This window comes from Nocardia terpenica, assembly GCF_013186535.1.
Lineage (GTDB): Bacteria > Actinomycetota > Actinomycetes > Mycobacteriales > Mycobacteriaceae > Nocardia > Nocardia terpenica.
In genome coordinates this window covers 378,284-394,097 of the sequence record NZ_JABMCZ010000003.1, presented here as the reverse complement: position 1 = coordinate 394,097, position 15,814 = coordinate 378,284, and the positions used below count along the sequence as shown (strand labels likewise).

General features: G+C 70.3%; 20 protein-coding genes. 4 read left to right on the top strand and 16 right to left on the bottom strand.

Translation table 11 applies throughout. From position 1 onward, the window contains the following. Positions 1-46: 46 nt before the first annotated feature. On the top strand, positions 47-433 hold the full coding sequence (locus HPY32_RS23315; protein WP_067594506.1) for a hypothetical protein: 387 nt from the start codon (positions 47-49) through the stop codon (positions 431-433). Position 434: 1 nt separating this feature from the next. Here the strand turns inward: HPY32_RS23315 and HPY32_RS23310 are convergent, their stop codons facing one another. The 6 genes from HPY32_RS23310 to trxA all read right to left on the bottom strand — a co-directional run bounded on the left by HPY32_RS23310 (position 435) and on the right by trxA (position 3,604). Further along, on the bottom strand, positions 435-671 hold the full coding sequence (locus HPY32_RS23310) for a hypothetical protein (RefSeq protein ID WP_067594509.1): 237 nt from the start codon (positions 669-671) through the stop codon (positions 435-437). Beyond that, positions 668-1,168: a transport-regulating membrane protein Mce1N gene (gene mce1N, locus HPY32_RS23305; protein WP_067594512.1), complete on the bottom strand. Its 501-nt coding sequence runs from the start codon at positions 1,166-1,168 to the stop codon at positions 668-670. The genes HPY32_RS23310 and mce1N overlap by 4 nt, the downstream gene beginning before the upstream one ends. 297 nt (positions 1,169-1,465) lie before the next feature. Beyond that, complete coding sequence (locus HPY32_RS23300; protein ID WP_082871755.1) at positions 1,466-1,987, bottom strand: hypothetical protein; 522 nt, start codon at positions 1,985-1,987, stop codon at positions 1,466-1,468. Next, the gene (gene hemB / locus HPY32_RS23295) at positions 1,984-2,961 is read right to left on the bottom strand and encodes a porphobilinogen synthase (RefSeq protein ID WP_067594518.1); all 978 of its coding nucleotides are present in this window, start codon (positions 2,959-2,961) and stop codon (positions 1,984-1,986) included. Before hemB ends, HPY32_RS23300 begins: the two co-directional genes overlap by 4 nt. Continuing rightward, a complete protein-coding gene (locus HPY32_RS23290; RefSeq protein WP_156674727.1) occupies positions 2,958-3,254 on the bottom strand; it encodes a hypothetical protein in 297 nt (98 codons plus the stop codon). Before HPY32_RS23290 ends, hemB begins: the two co-directional genes overlap by 4 nt. A 20-nt stretch (positions 3,255-3,274) precedes the next feature. Next, positions 3,275-3,604: a thioredoxin gene (gene trxA, locus HPY32_RS23285; protein WP_067594524.1), complete on the bottom strand. Its 330-nt coding sequence runs from the start codon at positions 3,602-3,604 to the stop codon at positions 3,275-3,277. Between the two features lie 223 nt (positions 3,605-3,827). On the opposite strand from trxA, the gene HPY32_RS23280 reads away from it, so the two are divergent. Continuing rightward, the gene (locus HPY32_RS23280) at positions 3,828-4,097 is read left to right on the top strand and encodes a hypothetical protein (RefSeq protein WP_067594526.1); all 270 of its coding nucleotides are present in this window, start codon (positions 3,828-3,830) and stop codon (positions 4,095-4,097) included. A 138-nt stretch (positions 4,098-4,235) separates the two neighbouring features. On the opposite strand, the gene HPY32_RS23275 is transcribed toward HPY32_RS23280, so the two are convergent. Genes HPY32_RS23275 through HPY32_RS23260 form a run of 4 tightly spaced genes read right to left on the bottom strand, consistent with a single transcriptional unit; the run spans position 4,236 to position 9,155 of the window. Next, a complete protein-coding gene (locus HPY32_RS23275) occupies positions 4,236-5,804 on the bottom strand; it encodes a bifunctional uroporphyrinogen-III C-methyltransferase/uroporphyrinogen-III synthase (RefSeq protein WP_067594529.1) in 1,569 nt (522 codons plus the stop codon). Next, positions 5,801-6,925, bottom strand: coding sequence for a hydroxymethylbilane synthase (gene hemC / locus HPY32_RS23270; RefSeq protein WP_082871756.1), 1,125 nt, complete (start codon positions 6,923-6,925; stop codon positions 5,801-5,803). The genes HPY32_RS23275 and hemC overlap by 4 nt, the downstream gene beginning before the upstream one ends. Beyond that, entirely contained in the window at positions 6,922-8,313 is a 1,392-nt protein-coding gene (locus HPY32_RS23265; RefSeq protein ID WP_067594532.1) for a glutamyl-tRNA reductase, read from the bottom strand. The genes hemC and HPY32_RS23265 overlap by 4 nt, the downstream gene beginning before the upstream one ends. Continuing rightward, complete coding sequence (locus tag HPY32_RS23260) at positions 8,310-9,155, bottom strand: redox-sensing transcriptional repressor Rex (RefSeq protein WP_067594535.1); 846 nt, start codon at positions 9,153-9,155, stop codon at positions 8,310-8,312. The genes HPY32_RS23265 and HPY32_RS23260 overlap by 4 nt, the downstream gene beginning before the upstream one ends. Positions 9,156-9,531: 376 nt before the next feature. Here HPY32_RS23260 and HPY32_RS23255 point away from each other — a divergent pair, with 376 nt between their 5' ends. Together HPY32_RS23255 and HPY32_RS23250 are read left to right on the top strand one after the other, a co-directional pair. Then, complete coding sequence (locus HPY32_RS23255; protein ID WP_067594537.1) at positions 9,532-9,792, top strand: glutaredoxin family protein; 261 nt, start codon at positions 9,532-9,534, stop codon at positions 9,790-9,792. Positions 9,793-9,857: 65 nt separating this feature from the next. After that, complete coding sequence (locus HPY32_RS23250) at positions 9,858-10,898, top strand: HAD family hydrolase (RefSeq protein WP_373686659.1); 1,041 nt, start codon at positions 9,858-9,860, stop codon at positions 10,896-10,898. On the opposite strand, the gene HPY32_RS23245 is transcribed toward HPY32_RS23250, so the two are convergent. The 6 genes from HPY32_RS23245 to HPY32_RS23220 all read right to left on the bottom strand — a co-directional run bounded on the left by HPY32_RS23245 (position 10,888) and on the right by HPY32_RS23220 (position 15,657). Then, positions 10,888-11,904, bottom strand: coding sequence for a lysophospholipid acyltransferase family protein (locus HPY32_RS23245; RefSeq protein ID WP_067594540.1), 1,017 nt, complete (start codon positions 11,902-11,904; stop codon positions 10,888-10,890). The two genes, HPY32_RS23250 and HPY32_RS23245, sit on opposite strands and share 11 nt — an antisense overlap. Further along, positions 11,901-12,974 (bottom strand): NAD-dependent epimerase/dehydratase family protein, encoded by a 1,074-nt coding sequence (locus HPY32_RS23240; RefSeq protein WP_067594543.1) that lies wholly within the window; start codon positions 12,972-12,974, stop codon positions 11,901-11,903. The genes HPY32_RS23245 and HPY32_RS23240 overlap by 4 nt, the downstream gene beginning before the upstream one ends. 211 nt (positions 12,975-13,185) lie before the next feature. Beyond that, positions 13,186-13,287, bottom strand: a complete 102-nt coding sequence (locus tag HPY32_RS23235; protein ID WP_003402602.1) for a 30S ribosomal protein bS22 — start codon at positions 13,285-13,287, stop codon at positions 13,186-13,188. Positions 13,288-13,604: 317 nt separating this feature from the next. Continuing rightward, on the bottom strand, positions 13,605-13,829 hold the full coding sequence (locus tag HPY32_RS23230) for a helix-turn-helix domain-containing protein (RefSeq protein ID WP_067596238.1): 225 nt from the start codon (positions 13,827-13,829) through the stop codon (positions 13,605-13,607). Between the two features lie 145 nt (positions 13,830-13,974). Further along, positions 13,975-14,793 carry a pyrroline-5-carboxylate reductase gene (gene proC / locus HPY32_RS23225; protein WP_067594546.1) on the bottom strand — a complete coding sequence of 273 codons (819 nt, stop codon included), beginning with the start codon at positions 14,791-14,793 and terminating at the stop codon, positions 13,975-13,977. Positions 14,794-14,826: 33 nt separating this feature from the next. Beyond that, complete coding sequence (locus HPY32_RS23220) at positions 14,827-15,657, bottom strand: thioesterase family protein (protein WP_067596239.1); 831 nt, start codon at positions 15,655-15,657, stop codon at positions 14,827-14,829. Between the last annotated feature and the right edge of the window lie 157 nt (positions 15,658-15,814).

Genomic DNA, 15,814 nt, shown 5'->3' with positions numbered 1-15,814 from the left:
GTACGCTCGACCCGACCGAAACATCCACCAGGGCGGGAGGGATCACATGCGGATCACCGTGCTCGGCGCGACCCTGTTCACCACCCTTGTCGGCGCGGGATGCCTGGCATGTGCCACGGCGTCGGCGGCGGTGCCGATCGCCCAGCCCGATCAGGGCCGCATCGGGATCGATCTGTCCCACGGCGAGACCGCGGCGGTGGCCGACAGCCCGCTCCCGGCGCTGTTCGCCATGGCCGTGCCGATGAACCGGATCGGCGCGGGCATTCGCGGCGACTCCACGCTCTACCGCGACGAGCACGGCGGCGTACACGCCTCGCTGCGGCAGGTGATCCTGGAGGCCGCCAACCACGGCGACGGCACCGTCACCGTCTATCTGAATGCGCCGGGGACGCACGGCTCTCGCGTGCTCGACGTCTATCAGCGCTGGAACTGACCTACTCGCGGCGGGCCCAGCGGACCACGAGATCGATCAGGGCCAGTCCGGCGACGACGACCAGCAGCGCGGCCAGCGCGAGCCACGGCCCGATGTAGCGGGTGGCCTCGAAGGCGGGCTGGTCGCCGTCGGCGGCGAAGAAGGTGGTGCCGATCCCGGCATGCCAGCTGCGGACCGCCGCGACCAGGCAGAGCACGGCGAGCACCGCATCGATGCCCAGCCACAGCCGTCGTCTCACCGCGCCTCCTGTTCACCGTCGGGGTCTCGAGCCAGTGCGGCGGTCAGCTCCGCGCGCAGGCGCCCGTGGTCGCGCGCCCACGCCTGGACCATCCCGCCGTCGCGCAGCCGCAGCCCGATGCCGGTGCGGCGACGCGGTACGCCGCTCAGTTCGCCCAGCGCCCGGGCCGAACGCCAGGGCTCATCCTCCCAGGCGTCCTCGTCGTGTTCGGGGAACACCTCCGCGATGGTCCGCAACGGCAGGGTTTCGACGCCCTCGCGCAGCGCGTCGGCGGTGAGTTCGACGCTCACGTGCCGCCGCCCGGCAACCACCTGCAGCGCAACGAAACCCGCGAGCAGCAGTGCGCAGAACAGCAGGCCGAACCAGTGCACCGGCCCACGCCGGAAGACGAGTTCCAGCACCAGGACGACCAGGCACAGCAGCGGACCGTAGGCGACGGTGCGCCAGCGCACGCCGGGCTCGGCGAACAACACGGGGGGCGTGGGCGCATCGCTCACGCGCGGCCTCCGGGGGTCAGCCGACCTTCCCGGGGAGCAACAGCACCGCCAGGGTGAGCACTCCGAAAACGAGCAACAGGCTCAATACCAGCACATCGCGCCGAAGACTCTGCGGCTGCTGAATGACCACTCGCACCGATGCCTCCGCTCCACCGGAACGACCGCGACGCAATCCGTAGAACAACGTCCGACCTACGACTTCCGGTTCCCAAGTCCGCTGTGACAACCCTCACGATACATCCTGGTCTGTTTCACACAAATTCGCCCGCGTCATCCCGGCATGCTTTTTGGCCGGGATCACCTGCCGTTCATCCGGAAATACTCCTCGGATTCGGCACGATGGCACAGGAATACGGCTCCGCCCGCGATCACCGCCTGCAGAATGGCGGCGGCGCCGGAGAGCATCTGCGCGGTGCCCGACACCGCGCCCAGGCCGATCATCGAGCCGACCGCGCCCAGCACCAGCACCACGGCGGCCACATCGAACAGCGTGCGCGCCCACAGCTTTCCGCGGCGCAGCTGATGCGCCACCGCCAATGCCCCGGCCGCCAGCCCCAGTCCGAACACCACGATCAGGACCTCCAGCACCGACACCATCAGCTCGACCTCGGCGAGCGTGGCCTGCGGCTGCTGGGTGCGCACCTGGTCGTAGAGCTGCTGCGCCAGGGTATGCCGGTCGGCGTAGCGGCCCGCGGCCCCGGCCAGCAGCCGGATCACGCCGAATCCGATGGCAGCCCACCACAATTGGCACGCGGTGCGGACGTCCGTCGGCACGGTCGCACCGGCTCCGGGCTGCCCCGGCTGATTCCACGGATTCACGACAGCCAGTGTGCGGCCTCGGTAGCCCAGTAGGTGAGCACGAAATCCGCACCGGCGCGGCGAATGCCGAGCAGCGACTCCAGGATCGCGCCGCGGCGGTCGATCCAGCCGCGCTGGGCGGCGGCGGTGATCATCGCGTACTCGCCGGAGATCTGATAGGCCGCGACCGGCACGGTCGAGCGGTCGGCCACCTCGCGCAGGATGTCCAGGTACGACATGGCCGGTTTCACCATGACGATGTCGGCGCCCTCGACCAGGTCCAGTTCCAGCTCACGGATCGCCTCCCGGCGGTTGGCCGGATCCTGCTGGTAGGTGCGGCGATCGCCCTGCAGCGAGGAGGCGACGGCCTCGCGGAACGGGCCGTAGAACGCCGAGGCGTACTTGGCGGTGTAGGCGAGAATGCCGGTGTCGACGCGACCGGCGGCGTCCAGGGCGGCCCGGATGGCGCCCACCTGGCCGTCCATCATGCCGCTGGTGCCGAGCAGGTCGGCGCCCGCCTCGGCCTGGGCCAGCGCCATATCCACGTAGTGGGACAGGGTGGCGTCGTTGTCGACCGAGCCGTCGGCGGCCAGCACGCCGCAGTGGCCGTGGTCGGTGAATTCGTCCAGGCAGGTGTCGGCCATGACGACGGTGGCGGCGCCGACCTCGTCGGCGAGGGCGCGCAGGCCGCGATTGAGGATGCCCTCCGGATCGCTGGCCCCGCTGCCGGTCGCGTCCTTGTCCTCCGGGCGCGGGACGCCGTACAGCATGAGGCCGCCGACTCCGGCGGTGACCGCCTCGACCGCGGCCTTGCGCAGCGAATCCATGGTGTGCTGCCGGACACCGGGCATCGATGCGATCTCGCGCGGCTCGTCCAGGCCGTCGGCGACGAACATCGGCAGCACCAACTGCCTTGGTTCGAGGGTGGTTTCGGCGACGAGGCGACGCAGCGCGGGGGTACGACGCAACCGCCGCGGGCGGTCCATTCCGGTCATGATTCGCACGATACGCCCCGGTGGTGGGCGCTGTCGCAGCCGCCTCCGTCACAGCGGCGGGCCCGCGCGTGCGGACCCGCGAGCAGGCCGTGGACCCGGACGTGCAGGCGGATCGGGGCGTGGTCGCCGCCGCACGCGCGCCGGACCCGCTCCTTGAACAGGGCCTGCCCGAGGAATCCGGACAGGCAGTGCTCGCAGCGGATCAGGTGCTCGCACAGCGCGTGCGCGTGGTCGTCGGCGCACTCGTGGTCGAGGAAGACCCACGAGTCGGCCATGGTCTCGAAGCAGTCCACGGAATCCGCCCGCAGCGCGCTCAGCCGAGGTAGGGCGCGAAGCTGTTCAGCAGCACGGCCTTCGGCATCGCACCGGTGACCCGGGCCCGCTCGGCGCCGTCGCGGACCAGCACGGTGGTCGGCACGCCCATGATCGCGTACTCCCGCACGACATTCGGGTTCTCGTCGATATTGATGCGGGCGACGGTGAACCGCTCGGTGTTCTCGGCGGCGACCTCCTCCAGGATCGGCGTCATCCGGCGACACGGACCGCACCAGGTGGCCCAGAAGTTCACGAGCACGGGCCGGGTGTTGTCGAGCACGTCCCGATCGAAGGATGCATCGGTGACCGCGAGGGTGTGGGTGTTCATGGCCCCAGCTTGCGGGAGGCCGCCCCGAAACCCCGAGCATCGTTGCCGACTCCGGGAAAAGGACTTCCCACCTCGGGGTCCCGGCACGCTGCCCTCGTCATCCCGGCACGCTGCCCTCGTCATCCCGGCACGCTTTTGGCCGGGACCTGTCGGTACCCCGGCGTAGAATCGAAGATACGTTCGAAGGAATCGCGCGGATTCCCGACCGAGGGGAGGACCCACCGTGGGCACCACACCGATCGTCATCGACCGCCCGTACATCCCGCTGCAGAAGCGCCCGCTGCCGCCCGGGCGCCCGCGGTCGTGGTATGTCACCCACAACCGCAGGCTCAAGGCCATGCGCCTGGCCATCGCCCTGCTGGACTCCGGCACCTACCGCGCCGACTACGCCGACAACGAAAGGATCCGCCGCACAGCCGCACTCGTCGGCATCCGCCCGCCTTCGGACAAGACGTGCCGGTTGGTGCGGGATCTCATGCGTGCGCGGCGGTGAGGTCCCGGCCAAAAGCGTGCCGGGACCAAAAGGGAAGTCCGCCTGCCGGTCCCGGCGCGGGGTCCTGCCGATCCCGGCGCGGGGTCCTGCCGATCCCGGCGCGGGGGCTGCCGATCCCGGCGTGTTTTTGGCCGGGATCTACCTGCTGCGCCTGCTCTTCTTGCGGGGCGGGGGCAGCAGGCCCTCGGCGCGGAGGTGGGCGGCGTGTTCGGCGAGGGCGTCGACCAGGGGGCCGACCTGGGCCACCTCGGGCTGCACGTCCACGCGCAGGCCGAATTCGATGGCCGTCTCGGCGGTCTTGGGGCCGATGCACGCGACGATGGTGCGCGCGTGCGGCTTTCCGGCGATGCCGACCAGGTTCCGCACCGTCGACGACGAGGTGAACAGGACCGCGTCGAAGCCGCCGGTCTTGATCATCTCGCGGGTCTCGGCCGGCGGCGGCGAGGCGCGCACCGTCCGGTACGCGGTCACGTCGTCGATCTCCCAGCCGCGGTCGCGCAGGCCCTCGGCGAGGGTCTCGGTGGCAATGTCGGCGCGCGGCAACAGCACTCGGTTGACCGGGTCGAAAACGTCGTCGTAGGGCGGGAAGTCGGCCAACAGGCCCTCGGAGGACTGCTCACCGCTGGGCACCAGCTCCGGGTTGATGCCGAACGAGCGCACCTTGTCCGCGGTGGCCTCGCCCACGCAGGCGATCTTCACACCGGAGAAGGCCCGTGCGTCCAGACCGAATTCACCGAACTTCTCCCACACCGCGCGCACCGCATTGGTGGAGGTGAACACCACCCACTGGTAGCGGCCGTCGACCAGGCCCTTCACCGCGCGCTCCATCTGCGCGGGGCTGCGCGGCGGCTCGACGGCGATGGTCGGCACCTCCATCGGGATGGCGCCGTGCGTGACCAGCTTCTCGCTCATCTCGCCGGCCTGCTCCTTGGTGCGCGGCACCAGCACCGTCCAGCCGTACAGCGCCCGCGACTCCCACCACGACATCTTCGAGCGCTTCTCGACCTCCTTGCCGACCGTGACCACCAGCGGCCCGACCAGCTCGGAGGCGGCGGAGTTGAGGGTGGCCAGCGTCGCCTCGATGGTGCGCTGCTGCCGGGTGGTGCCGCGCACGGTCACCGCGACCGGGGTCTGCGGCGCGAGGCCGTGTTCGACCAGGGCACTGGCGGTTTCGGCGAGGTGACCGGAGGTGGCGTGCAGCACCAGCGGGCCCGGGGCGGCGGCCACCGAGGCCCAGTCCACCTCGCCGCGCACGTCCACCTCGGTGTGCCGGGAGCCCAGCGCGATGCCGGCGTACGCGGGCACGGTGGTGCCCGACGGCAGGCCGGGCAGCACCTCGAAACTCATGTGCGAGCGGGTGACGACGCCGACCTCCGCGATCACCGAGTCGGTGGTCAGCGGGTCGCCGGAGACCAGGCGCACCACGTCGTGGCCGCCGCGGGCCTCCGCGATCAGGGTCTTGGCGACCTCGGCCGGTTCGCCCAGCGCCGGGCGCACGTCGACGGGGCGCTCCCCGTCGGCGCCCGGCTCCACCGCGATCCCGATCAGGGCCAGCACGCCCTTGTCGACGTCGGGGTCGGTGAACGCCAGCGTCGCCCGGCCGAGCACCTCGCGGGCCCGCACGGTGAGCAGCGCCGGATCACCCGGGCCTGATCCGACGAACAGGATCCGACCAGGGTGCTTCTTGGTGGCGGCGGCTCGGCTCATTGGTTGTTCTCCATTGGGCTGGGATTACTGAAGGATGTGGACGGGTTCCCCGTCGGTGTGGAGGAGCCGTCGGCCGCAACCGAATCGGCGGCGCTGTCGTCAGCGCTGAGCAGATCGCGTGCCCCCAGCTCCAAGAGCTCACGCGCGAGAGCGCGGCCCAGCTGCTCGGCCTCCGCGAGCGAGCCGACCGCCGACGCCCGGATGACATCCGAGCCATCGATCGCCGCCGCGCACCCGCGCAGCGACAGTTCCTCGAATACCCGACCGTCGTCGTCGAGCGATTCGACCACCTCCGCCAGCGCACCGACCGGAGCGGTGCACCCGGCTTCCAGCTCGGCCAGCAGCGCGCGTTCCGCGACCACCGCGGCCCGGGTGCCGGCATCGTCGAGACCGGTCAGCAGGGTGATCAGCGCGGTGTCCTCGCGGCGGCACTCCACCGCCAGCGCGCCCTGCGAGGGCGCGGGGAGCATCTGGACCGGCTCGAGGGCCTCGGTGACCGCGTCGAGCCGACCGATACGGGCCAGCCCGGCCCGCGCGAGCACCACGGCGTCGAGCTCGCCCTCGGCGACCTTGCGCAGCCGGGTGTCGATATTGCCGCGCAGCGGCCGGATGTCCAGGCCCAGGCCGAGCGCGCGCAGCTGCGCCACCCGCCGCGGGGCCGAGGTGCCGATCCGGGCGCCGGGCGGCAGCTCGCCGAGCACCAGACCGTCGCGGGCGACCAGCGCGTCGCGCGGGTCCTCCCGGGGCGGAATGGCGGCGATGACGAACCGCGGATCGGGCGCGGTGGGCAGGTCCTTGTACGAGTGGACGGCGATATCGACCGCGCCGCTTGCCAATTCGTCGCGCAGGGCGGTGGTGAACACCCCGACGCCGATCTTCTGCACCGGATCCGACGACTTGTCGCCGGCGGTCTTCACGATCACCAGTTCGGCCTGCTCACCGGCGGCGATCAGCGCGTCGCGCACGGTACCGGCCTGGGTCAGTGCCAGCAGGCTGCCGCGGGTGCCGATCCGCCACGGCGCCCGCGCGCTCCCGCGCCGGGTCGTGTCGTGCTCGCGCACCGTCTCGTCATAGTCGCCCACGGTCTCGTGCTCCTGCACCGCTGCCTCCGCCTGGCTCATGCGCCGTGCCCCTGTCCGTCACCGAGGTGACCGGTGGTGAAGTCGTCGGCCAGCTCCGCGTTCAACGTGGCGATCTCCATCGGCGCCGCGACCGCCTGTGCCGCACCGGGTTTCAGTTCGAACAGTTCGCGCAGCGCCTCCGCGTAGGTGTCGCCGCCCGGCGTGGAGGCCAGCTGCTTGACCCGCACCGTCGGCGCGTGCAGCAGCTTGTCGACCACCCGGCGCACGGTGCGCGCCACCTCTTCCCGATCGGGGTCGGCCAGGCCGGGTAGCCGCGAATCCAGCCGCAGCAGCTCGGCCTCGACCACCTCCGCGGCCCGCTGGCGCAGCGCCGCCACCGTCGGCGTCACCTCCGCCATGCGTTGGCCCGCAAGATATTTCGCCAATTCCTCGGCGACGATGGCGCGCGCCGCGACGGTGTCGCCGGCGGCCGCGCCGGCCGCCGGGTCCCGCTGCAGCGTCTCCATATCGATGACGGTGATGTCGGGCAGCCCGGCCACCGCCGGATCCACGTCGCGGGGCAGGCCCAGGTCGCACAGCACCATCTGGCGGCCGTCGCGGCGCGAACTGTGCAGCGCCCGATGGGCATCGGCCAGCGTGATCACCGCCCCGACCGCACCGGTGCTGGTGAGCACGACGTCGGCATCGGCCATGGCCTCGACCAGACCGGACAGATCCCGCGCGGTGGCCTCGGCGCCGTGCATCGTGACCGCCGTGTGGGCGAGCCGCCGGGCGCGCTCGAAGGTGCGGTTCACCACGATGATCCGGCCGATCCCGGCCCGCGCCAGATGCGCCACCGCCAGGCCGCCCATCGCGCCCGCACCGACCACCACACCGGTGCGACCGGTCAGGTCGCCGAGCAGGCCCCGCGCCCGATCCAGCGCGACCGACACCACCGAGGCGCCGGCCTTGTCGATTCCGGTCTCCGAGTGCACCCGCTTGCCCACCCGCAGCGCGTGCTGAGCGAGCTCGTGCAGGGTGCGCCCGGCCGCCTGCTGGGCGTCGGCCGCGGCGTAGGCGGTGCGGATCTGGCTGAGCACCTGCTGCTCGCCGACCACCATCGAGTCCAGGCCGCTGGCCACCGCGAACAGGTGCTCGGCGGCGGCCTCGCTGTAGCGGACGTAGGCGTGCCGGGTCAGTTCCGCCAGCGGCAGATTCGCGTGCTTGGCGAGCAGATCGCCGACCTCGGCCAGACCGCCGTGGAAGGCGTCGACCACCGCGTAGATCTCCACGCGATTGCAGGTGGAGACGATCATGACCTCGGCGATGTGCTGGGATGCGAGCAGTCGGTCGATGAGCTTCGGCCGATCGTCGTCGGTGACGGCGACTTTCTCGAGCACCGCCACCGGTGCGCTGCGATGCGAAATCCCGACGAGTAGCACACTCATGGTGCGACCACCGATCCCTTGCTGTGTGGCTCCGTTGCCGAATGCGTCTGTTGGATCGCCGTGCCCGGTCCGTGCACGCCCGGGCAGCCAGCCACCCGGCGCGGCGCGGACACCGCCGACACGCCCTCCCCCGCCGCAACGTCGTCGGCGAGGCCCTTGGCCTCGGCCTCCGCGCTGCGGGCCCGTTCGAACGACAGCATCTGCATTTCGACGGCCAGATCCACGCGCCGGATCTCGACCGTGGGCGGTGCGTCCAGCGCGACCGGGGAGAAGCTCAGAATGCACTGCATGCCCGCGGCGACGAGGTCGTCGCACACGGCCTGGGCGGCCGCGTCGGGCACGGTGATGACCGCGATGGTCGGTTCGAGCTCGGCGACCGCCGCGTGCAGGTCGGCGACGTCGAGCACGGTCAGCCCGCTGACCGACTCGCCGATCACCTGCGGATCGGAATCGAAGATGCCCACCATGGTGAAGCCGCGCCGCTTGAAACCGCGATAGCCGACCAGCGCGCGACCCAGATTTCCGGCGCCGACCAGGATCACCCGATGGCCCTCGGACAGGCCGAGCACGTCCTCGATGCGGGCGCGCAGCTTGGCCACGTCGTACCCGACGCCGCGAACACCGTTGGGGCCGAGGAAGGATAGATCCTTGCGCAGTTTCGCCGAACCGACACCCGCCGCGACAGCCAGTTCCTCACTCGATACGATGAGCACACCCTCGTCGGCGAGCACGGCGAGCACCCGGAGATAGGTTGCCAGCCGCGCCACGGTCGCCTGCGGGATGTCCTTCTGCAGAGCCCTGCCGGAGACGCCGCCTCCGGGCGTCTCATGCTGCTCTGTCACGTCGTTCGGCTCCTCGTCCGGCCGGGGGTAGGTGTCCGGTTTCGCTTGGTTCCACCGCCGACGCCACTGGCAGACGCCGGTCTGGAGTTCATCGGGGTTCGGGGTGCTTCCGCTGCGTGCAGCAGGCGGGTTGCGTGTCACCACCGTAACTGCTTGTGAAGCCCTGCACAAAGTCGGTGAATTCAGTCACTCGGGGGCGCGCTACCCGAAGCCTCATTCGCCCCATTCAACCCGCAGTCGCGCGTGATATTCCACACAACGCGCCGGAATTTCCGACACCGCGGCCCGCGATGCGTTCCGGATATCGGCCCGATTTGCCGCCCCACCGGGACCGGTCCGACACCGCGGCGGCACGCGGGCGGCCTAGATTGAGCCCATGAGCAATGCCCTTCCCACCGTAACGCTGCTGACCCGAGCGGGTTGCGGGCTGTGTGCGGTCGCGCTGGAACAGCTGCGAACGATCTGCGCGGACTTCGGGATCGAGCCCGGCACGATCGATGTGGACGAGGCGGCGGCCACCGATCCAGGCCTGCGGGCCGAATTCGGCGACCGGCTGCCGGTGGTGTTGCTCGACGGGCGTGAGCACAGCTACTTCGATGTGGACGAGCCCAGGCTGCGGGCCGATCTGGGGCGCTGAGCGGCGTCGGACGGTCGGTCCTCTCGGCTAGGGTGAGAATGTTCGCGCGACGGGCGGAGGTACTGGTGCCGGAACGATCGAAAGAGGCGAGGACGGGGTTCATCGCGGGCAGATTCGGCGAATTCCCGGCACGCTGGAGTCAGGGCCTGTCCGACCAGCTCACCCGCATTACCCGCAGCCCGTTCGGGCCCAGCGAGGAAGAGGTCCGCGCCAACCTCGCGGGCGAGGCCAGCGCCGACGCGGCCCTCGCGCTGCACGACGCCGAACTCGCGGAATCCGGTGGCGGCGAGGCGGATTCGGACCGAACGCCGCACACCCATCCCCCGCGCGATCTCACCGCGGCCGCGTTCTTCGATGTCGACAATACGATGGTGCAGGGCGCGTCCATCGTGCATTTCGCCCGCGGGCTGGCCGCGCGCAAATATTTCAAGACCTCCGATCTGGTCGACATCGCCTGGAAGCAGGTCAAATTCCGGGTCACCGGCAAGGAGAGCAAGGGCGATATGGCCAGCGGGAAGGAGAAGGCGCTGGCCTTCATCGCCGGCCGCTCCACCGCCGAACTGGCCGCCCTCGGCGAGGAGATCTACGACGAGATCATCGCCGACAAGATCTGGCCCGGCACCCGGGCGCTGGCGCAGATGCATCTGGACGCGGGCCAGCAGGTGTGGCTGGTGACCGCCACCCCGGTCGAACTGGCGCAGGTGATCGCGAAGCGGCTGGGCCTGACCGGCGCGCTCGGCACGGTCGCCGAGAGCGTCGACGGGATGTTCACCGGACGCCTGGTCGGCGATATTCTGCACGGCCTGGGCAAGGCGCACGCGGTGCGCACGCTCGCCATTCGCGAGGGCCTGAATCTCAAGCGCTGCACCGCCTATTCCGACAGCCACAACGACGTCCCGATGCTGTCGCTGGCGGGCACCGCGGTCGCCATCAATCCGGATTCGGATCTGCGCGAGGTCGCGAAGAACCGCGGCTGGGAGATCCGCGATTTCCGCACCGGGCGCAAGGCGGCGAAGATCGGCGTGCCCACGGCGCTGGCGCTGGGGGCGGCCGGGGGCGCCGCGGCGGCGGTGCTCACCCGCAAGCGGGAATCCGCTACCCCGTAAAGGGATTCCGCCGCTTGGTCAGCAGCTTGTACAGGGTCTGCTGGATGGTCTCGCGGACCTGGTCGGTGACCTCGAACATGGTCATCGGATCGTCGGCGGCCTCCGGTTCGTAACCGCCGGTCGGAATGGGCGTGCCGAATTCGATGTACCACTTCGCCGGCAGCGGAATCGCACCCAGCGGTCCCAGGTGCGGAAACAGCGGTGTCACCGGGAAATACGGCAGCCCGAGCAGCCGGGCCAGCGGCTCCAGATTCGCGAGTTTCGGATAGATCTCCTCCGAACCGACGATCGAGCACGGGATGATCGGCACCCCGGATTTCACTGCGGCCGAGACGAATCCGCCGCGCCCGAAGCGCTGCAATTTGTACCGCTCACCGTAGGGCTTGCCGATTCCCTTGAATCCCTCGGGAAATACACCGGTCAACTCGCCGGTGCGCAGCAGGCGTTCGGCGTCGGCGGGGCAGGCGAGGGTGTGGCCGGACTTGCGCGCCAGCTCACCGAGGATCGGCAGATCGAAGACGAGATCGGCGGCCAGCAATCGCAATACCCGCTGCTTGGGGTGGTGGTCGTGCACGGCCAGCTGCAACATCAGCGCGTCCAGCGGGACGACGCCCGCGTGGTTGGCCACGATCAGCGCGCCGCCGGATTCCGGCAGATTGTCGATTCCGTCGACCTGCACCCGGAACCACAGTTCCGACAGCGGTCGCAGCGCGGGCAGGACCACCGATTCCAGCAGATGTTCGTCGAGCCCGAACTCGTCCACCTGGTAGTCGCCGGTGAGCCGGCGGCGCGCGAAATCGGCTGTGCCGCGGATGCCGTCGGCGACCGCGCCCCGGACGAGCTCGGTCAGCGTCCGCGGCGCCGGCGGCGCCGTTTCGGCGATCCGGTCGGTCAGCGAGGTCACCGGACTGGGCCCGGACTCGCCGGGCCAGCGTCTGGCGGGCGAGCGATGCCGCGCCTCGACGTCCGGGTCGTGCAGTTGAATCACCTTGGCCACGTCACTCATTGGTGTGCTCCCGAACCGGCCCCGATCAGGCCGAGCAGTCTGTTCTCTGCGGCGTCGATCCACCGCGGATCGATGACGGGCCGCAACGCTGCGCCCCCGACGAAGTCGTCGAATGCCTGCACCGTGGTCCAGTGCGGCTGGAAACCGAGTTCGGCACGCATGCGGGTGGTGTCCAGCCCGCAGCCGAAGTGGAAGTAGTCGATCTGTTCGGTCGTGAACTCCCGCATAGCCGGTCCCATGAAGGTTCGACCCACGGTCCGGAACAGGGCGAACGGCACCGGCAGCTCGAGGCGTCCGGCGCGGCGCACGGCCTGCGACAGCGCCAGCGCACCGTCGCCGGCCACATTGAAGGTGCCGCCGATCCCGGCCGACGCGGCATGCGTCAGCGCGGCGATGGCGTCCTCCTCGTGCAGCAGCTGCAGGCGCGGGTCGCGGCCCAGGATCGTCGGCGTCACCGGCGAGCGGAAGTACTGCACCCCGCGCGAGGCCAGCCGCGGGCCGACGATCGGCGGGAAGCGCACGATGGTGGCCGCGATATCCGGCCGCCGCCGCGCCAGCCCGCGCACCAGGCCCTCCACCTCGATCATGTCACGCGCGAACCACCCGCGCGGTGGCGTGCGCGCGCTCATCTCCTCGGTGAACTTGGCCGGATCCTTCGAGCTGCACCCGTATACCGCCGAGGACGACCGCACCACCACGCGCTGCACGGTCGGCGCCTTCTGGCACACCGCGAGCAGCTGCATGGTGCCGAGCACGTTGAAGTCCTTCATCGCCGCGCGGCCACCGCTGGACGGCGGCCGCGACAGCACCGCCGGATGGATCACGGTGTCGACCTGATTACCGTCGAAAACCTTGCGGATCAAGGGATTTCGAATATCCGCGCGCACGAACTCGGCCCGGCCGAAGCGCCGGGACAGCTCCGGGCTCGGCATCCGCGCGTCGACGGCGATGATGCGCTCGACGGCCGGGTCGGCCGCCAGCCGAGCGATCACGTTGCCACCGAAGAATCCGCTCGCGCCGGTGACCAGCACGACCTTGGGCGGATGTCCGTCCCGCACGCCAGAACCCACGCCGGATCCCACCTACCAGCACCCCGTTTCGCCTGTTCCCGTGTTCCAGGGTAGCCGTCGGCGGGGCGGACTCCGATGCCTTTAACCTGCCTCTAACGGTGACTTCCCACACCGGAAACCGAAATCCTTTTAAAATCATCGGCTTTCAAAAGGAAAAGCCCGTCACCGGACGGTGACGGGCTCCCGGGCAACTCGCCGGATCGGCGGTGGCTCACTTGCCGAGTTTACGGCGCTGCACACGCGTGCGGCGAAGCAGCTTGCGGTGCTTCTTCTTCGACATACGCTTACGGCGCTTCTTGATCACAGAACCCATAGGGTTGTTCCTCGCGTTCTCTCTCTACCTCGGCGCGCACGCCGGTTTACGTACGCCCAATGCTTCGGGTCGCCCGCGGCCGGGCGCACGTTCGCGCGCCGGGCGGCGGCGAACACAACGGTGGTTCATCGTACCGGGCCACCCGTCTGCGAACGAAACGGGTGTCGGCCCCGGCTGACGCCGGGGCTGACGGGACCAGACCGGACCTGGGCCGACGGGACCAGATCAGACCTGGGCCGACGGGACCTGGGCCGACGGACCCGAGCGAACCGAGGCCGACCATGGTGATCGGCCCCGGTCCATGTCAGTCGACGCCGCTAGCCCGCGTCGAAGTAGGACGTCTGCAGATAGTCGTGCACGGCTTTCGCATGGACTCGGAACGATCTACCGACTCGGACCGCGGGCAGTTCGCCCGAGTGAACGAGCCGATACACCGTCATTTTGGACACCCGCATCAGATTCGCCACCTCGGCGACGGTGAGGAACTGCGTGCCTCCACCGATAACGGGTCCCGAACTCGCTGAGCTGTTTCCAGACATCATTGCGCCATTGACCTCCGGCACGTCCGCGCCGCCGGCTTCCCCACCGGCGGAACAGACACGCACGTGCTCCTTGAAGCTTAGCGGGACCAGTGGGATTGCTGCGACGGGTGGGAGAAATCGGATTTTCCGCGTCGGAACCCGCCGGTCAATCGCCCGTTGCGCCCTGTTCCGCGGAGCGTCGCCTGGCGGCGTGCAGCGCCTCCCAGAACGCCGAGCGCACTCCGCCGCGCTCGAGCTCGCGGACCGCGGCGGCGGTGGTGCCCGCGGGCGAGGTGACGGCGGCCCGCAGTTCGCCGGGGTCCTGCCCGGACTCGTCGAGCAGGGCCGCCGAGCCCAGCATGGTCTGCACCACCAGCTGATTGGCCACCTCGTGGGTCAGCCCGAGGCCGACGCCGGCCTCGATCATGGCCTCCACGACCAGGAAGAAGTAGGCCGGGCCCGAGCCGGACACCGCGGTCACCGCGTCCATCTGGTGCTCGGCGACGGTCACCACCTTGCCGACCGCCTCGAGCAGCTCGGTCACCAGGCTCAGATGCTCGGATCGCGCGAACCGGCCCGGTGCGATCGCGCACATGCCCTGGCCGACCAGCATCGGTGTGTTGGGCATGGCCCGCACCACCGAGAATCCGGCGGGCAGCTTCGCCTCCACCCGCGCGGTCGGCACCCCGGCGGCCAGCGAGACCAGCACCTGATCGCGGTCGCCATCGAGGGCGGCCTTGCCCAGTTCGGTGAGCACACCGTCGACATCGTTCGGCTTCACCGCGATGATCAGCACGTCGGCCCCGGTGACGGCGTCGGTGACGCTGTCGGTGGCCCGGATGCCGAACCGCTCGGCGAGGAATTCGGCCCGCACCGGCACCGGCTCGACGACGACCAGATCCTTGCTCTGCCGCCCGGATTCGAGCAGCCCCGCAAGCAACGCCTCCCCGATCCGCCCGCCACCGATCACCGCGATTCTCGTCATGGCGTCAAGGCTAATCGGGGGCCGACCACGCGATCAGCGCGGCAGTGGGATGAGGGCGAGTTGGCGGCTCTGGGCGACGACGGCTCCGGTGGAGTCGAGGACCAGCTGGTCCTCGTCGAACATGCGCTCGCCGATCTCGTGGGTGGTGGCGATGATTCGCAGCCAGCCGGGGGCCGGGCGGCGGCGCAGGTAGGTGGTGAGCTGGACGGTCGGCGCCCAGCCGAATCGGCCCAGGTTCATCGGAACGGGCGGGCTCATGTCCCCCGCCATCATGGCGAAGTACGCGGATACGTCCGGATCCTGCTCGTCGCCCGCGCGGGGGCGGATCCACACCCGCAGCCGGGGCTCGCCCTGCTCGCCGTCGAGGAAGCGGGCCCAGCGGCGGTCGATGGCCACCGAGGCGCCCTCGGCGACGTGCACGAGGCGGCCCATCGGATTGTCCGGGGCGTAGGCGATGGAGTCGGCGGGCGGCTCGGCGGGCATGTCGGTATAGCTGTCGGGGGCGTAGACGGGCGCGGCGTCGTCGAGGTGGCCGAGGGTGACCGCGCTGTGCACCAGGGTGCGGCCGTCCTGCACCAGATCGACGTCGACCAGGCAGATCTGGCGGCCGGTCTTGCGGATGCGGACCTCGTAGTCGACCTCGCCGGGATCGGGCGCGCCCAGGAAGTCGGTGCTGGCCGCGATCGGGAACATCGCGGCGAGTTCGGGTGCGAGGGCGCCGAGTCGGCGGGTCGCGGCCGCCGCGCTCGCCGCGACCATGGTGCCGCCGTGCAGCTTCTTGCCGACGGTCCAGATCGGATCGATGACACCGCGGTATCGACCGTTCCCGGACGGGTCGGGGGCCAGCTCGGTCAGCGCGCACACCCGGCTGAACGGGGCGTCGAGATCTCGGTCCGCCTGCGTCGTGTCGAGGGCCACGTCCGTCACCCGTCGCTCCTTCCTGCCGTCTCGGCCGTACAGCGTATAAGTGTCACCGATGGATACAGGATTCCCGACAGGATGTGACGAACGCACCACCGAT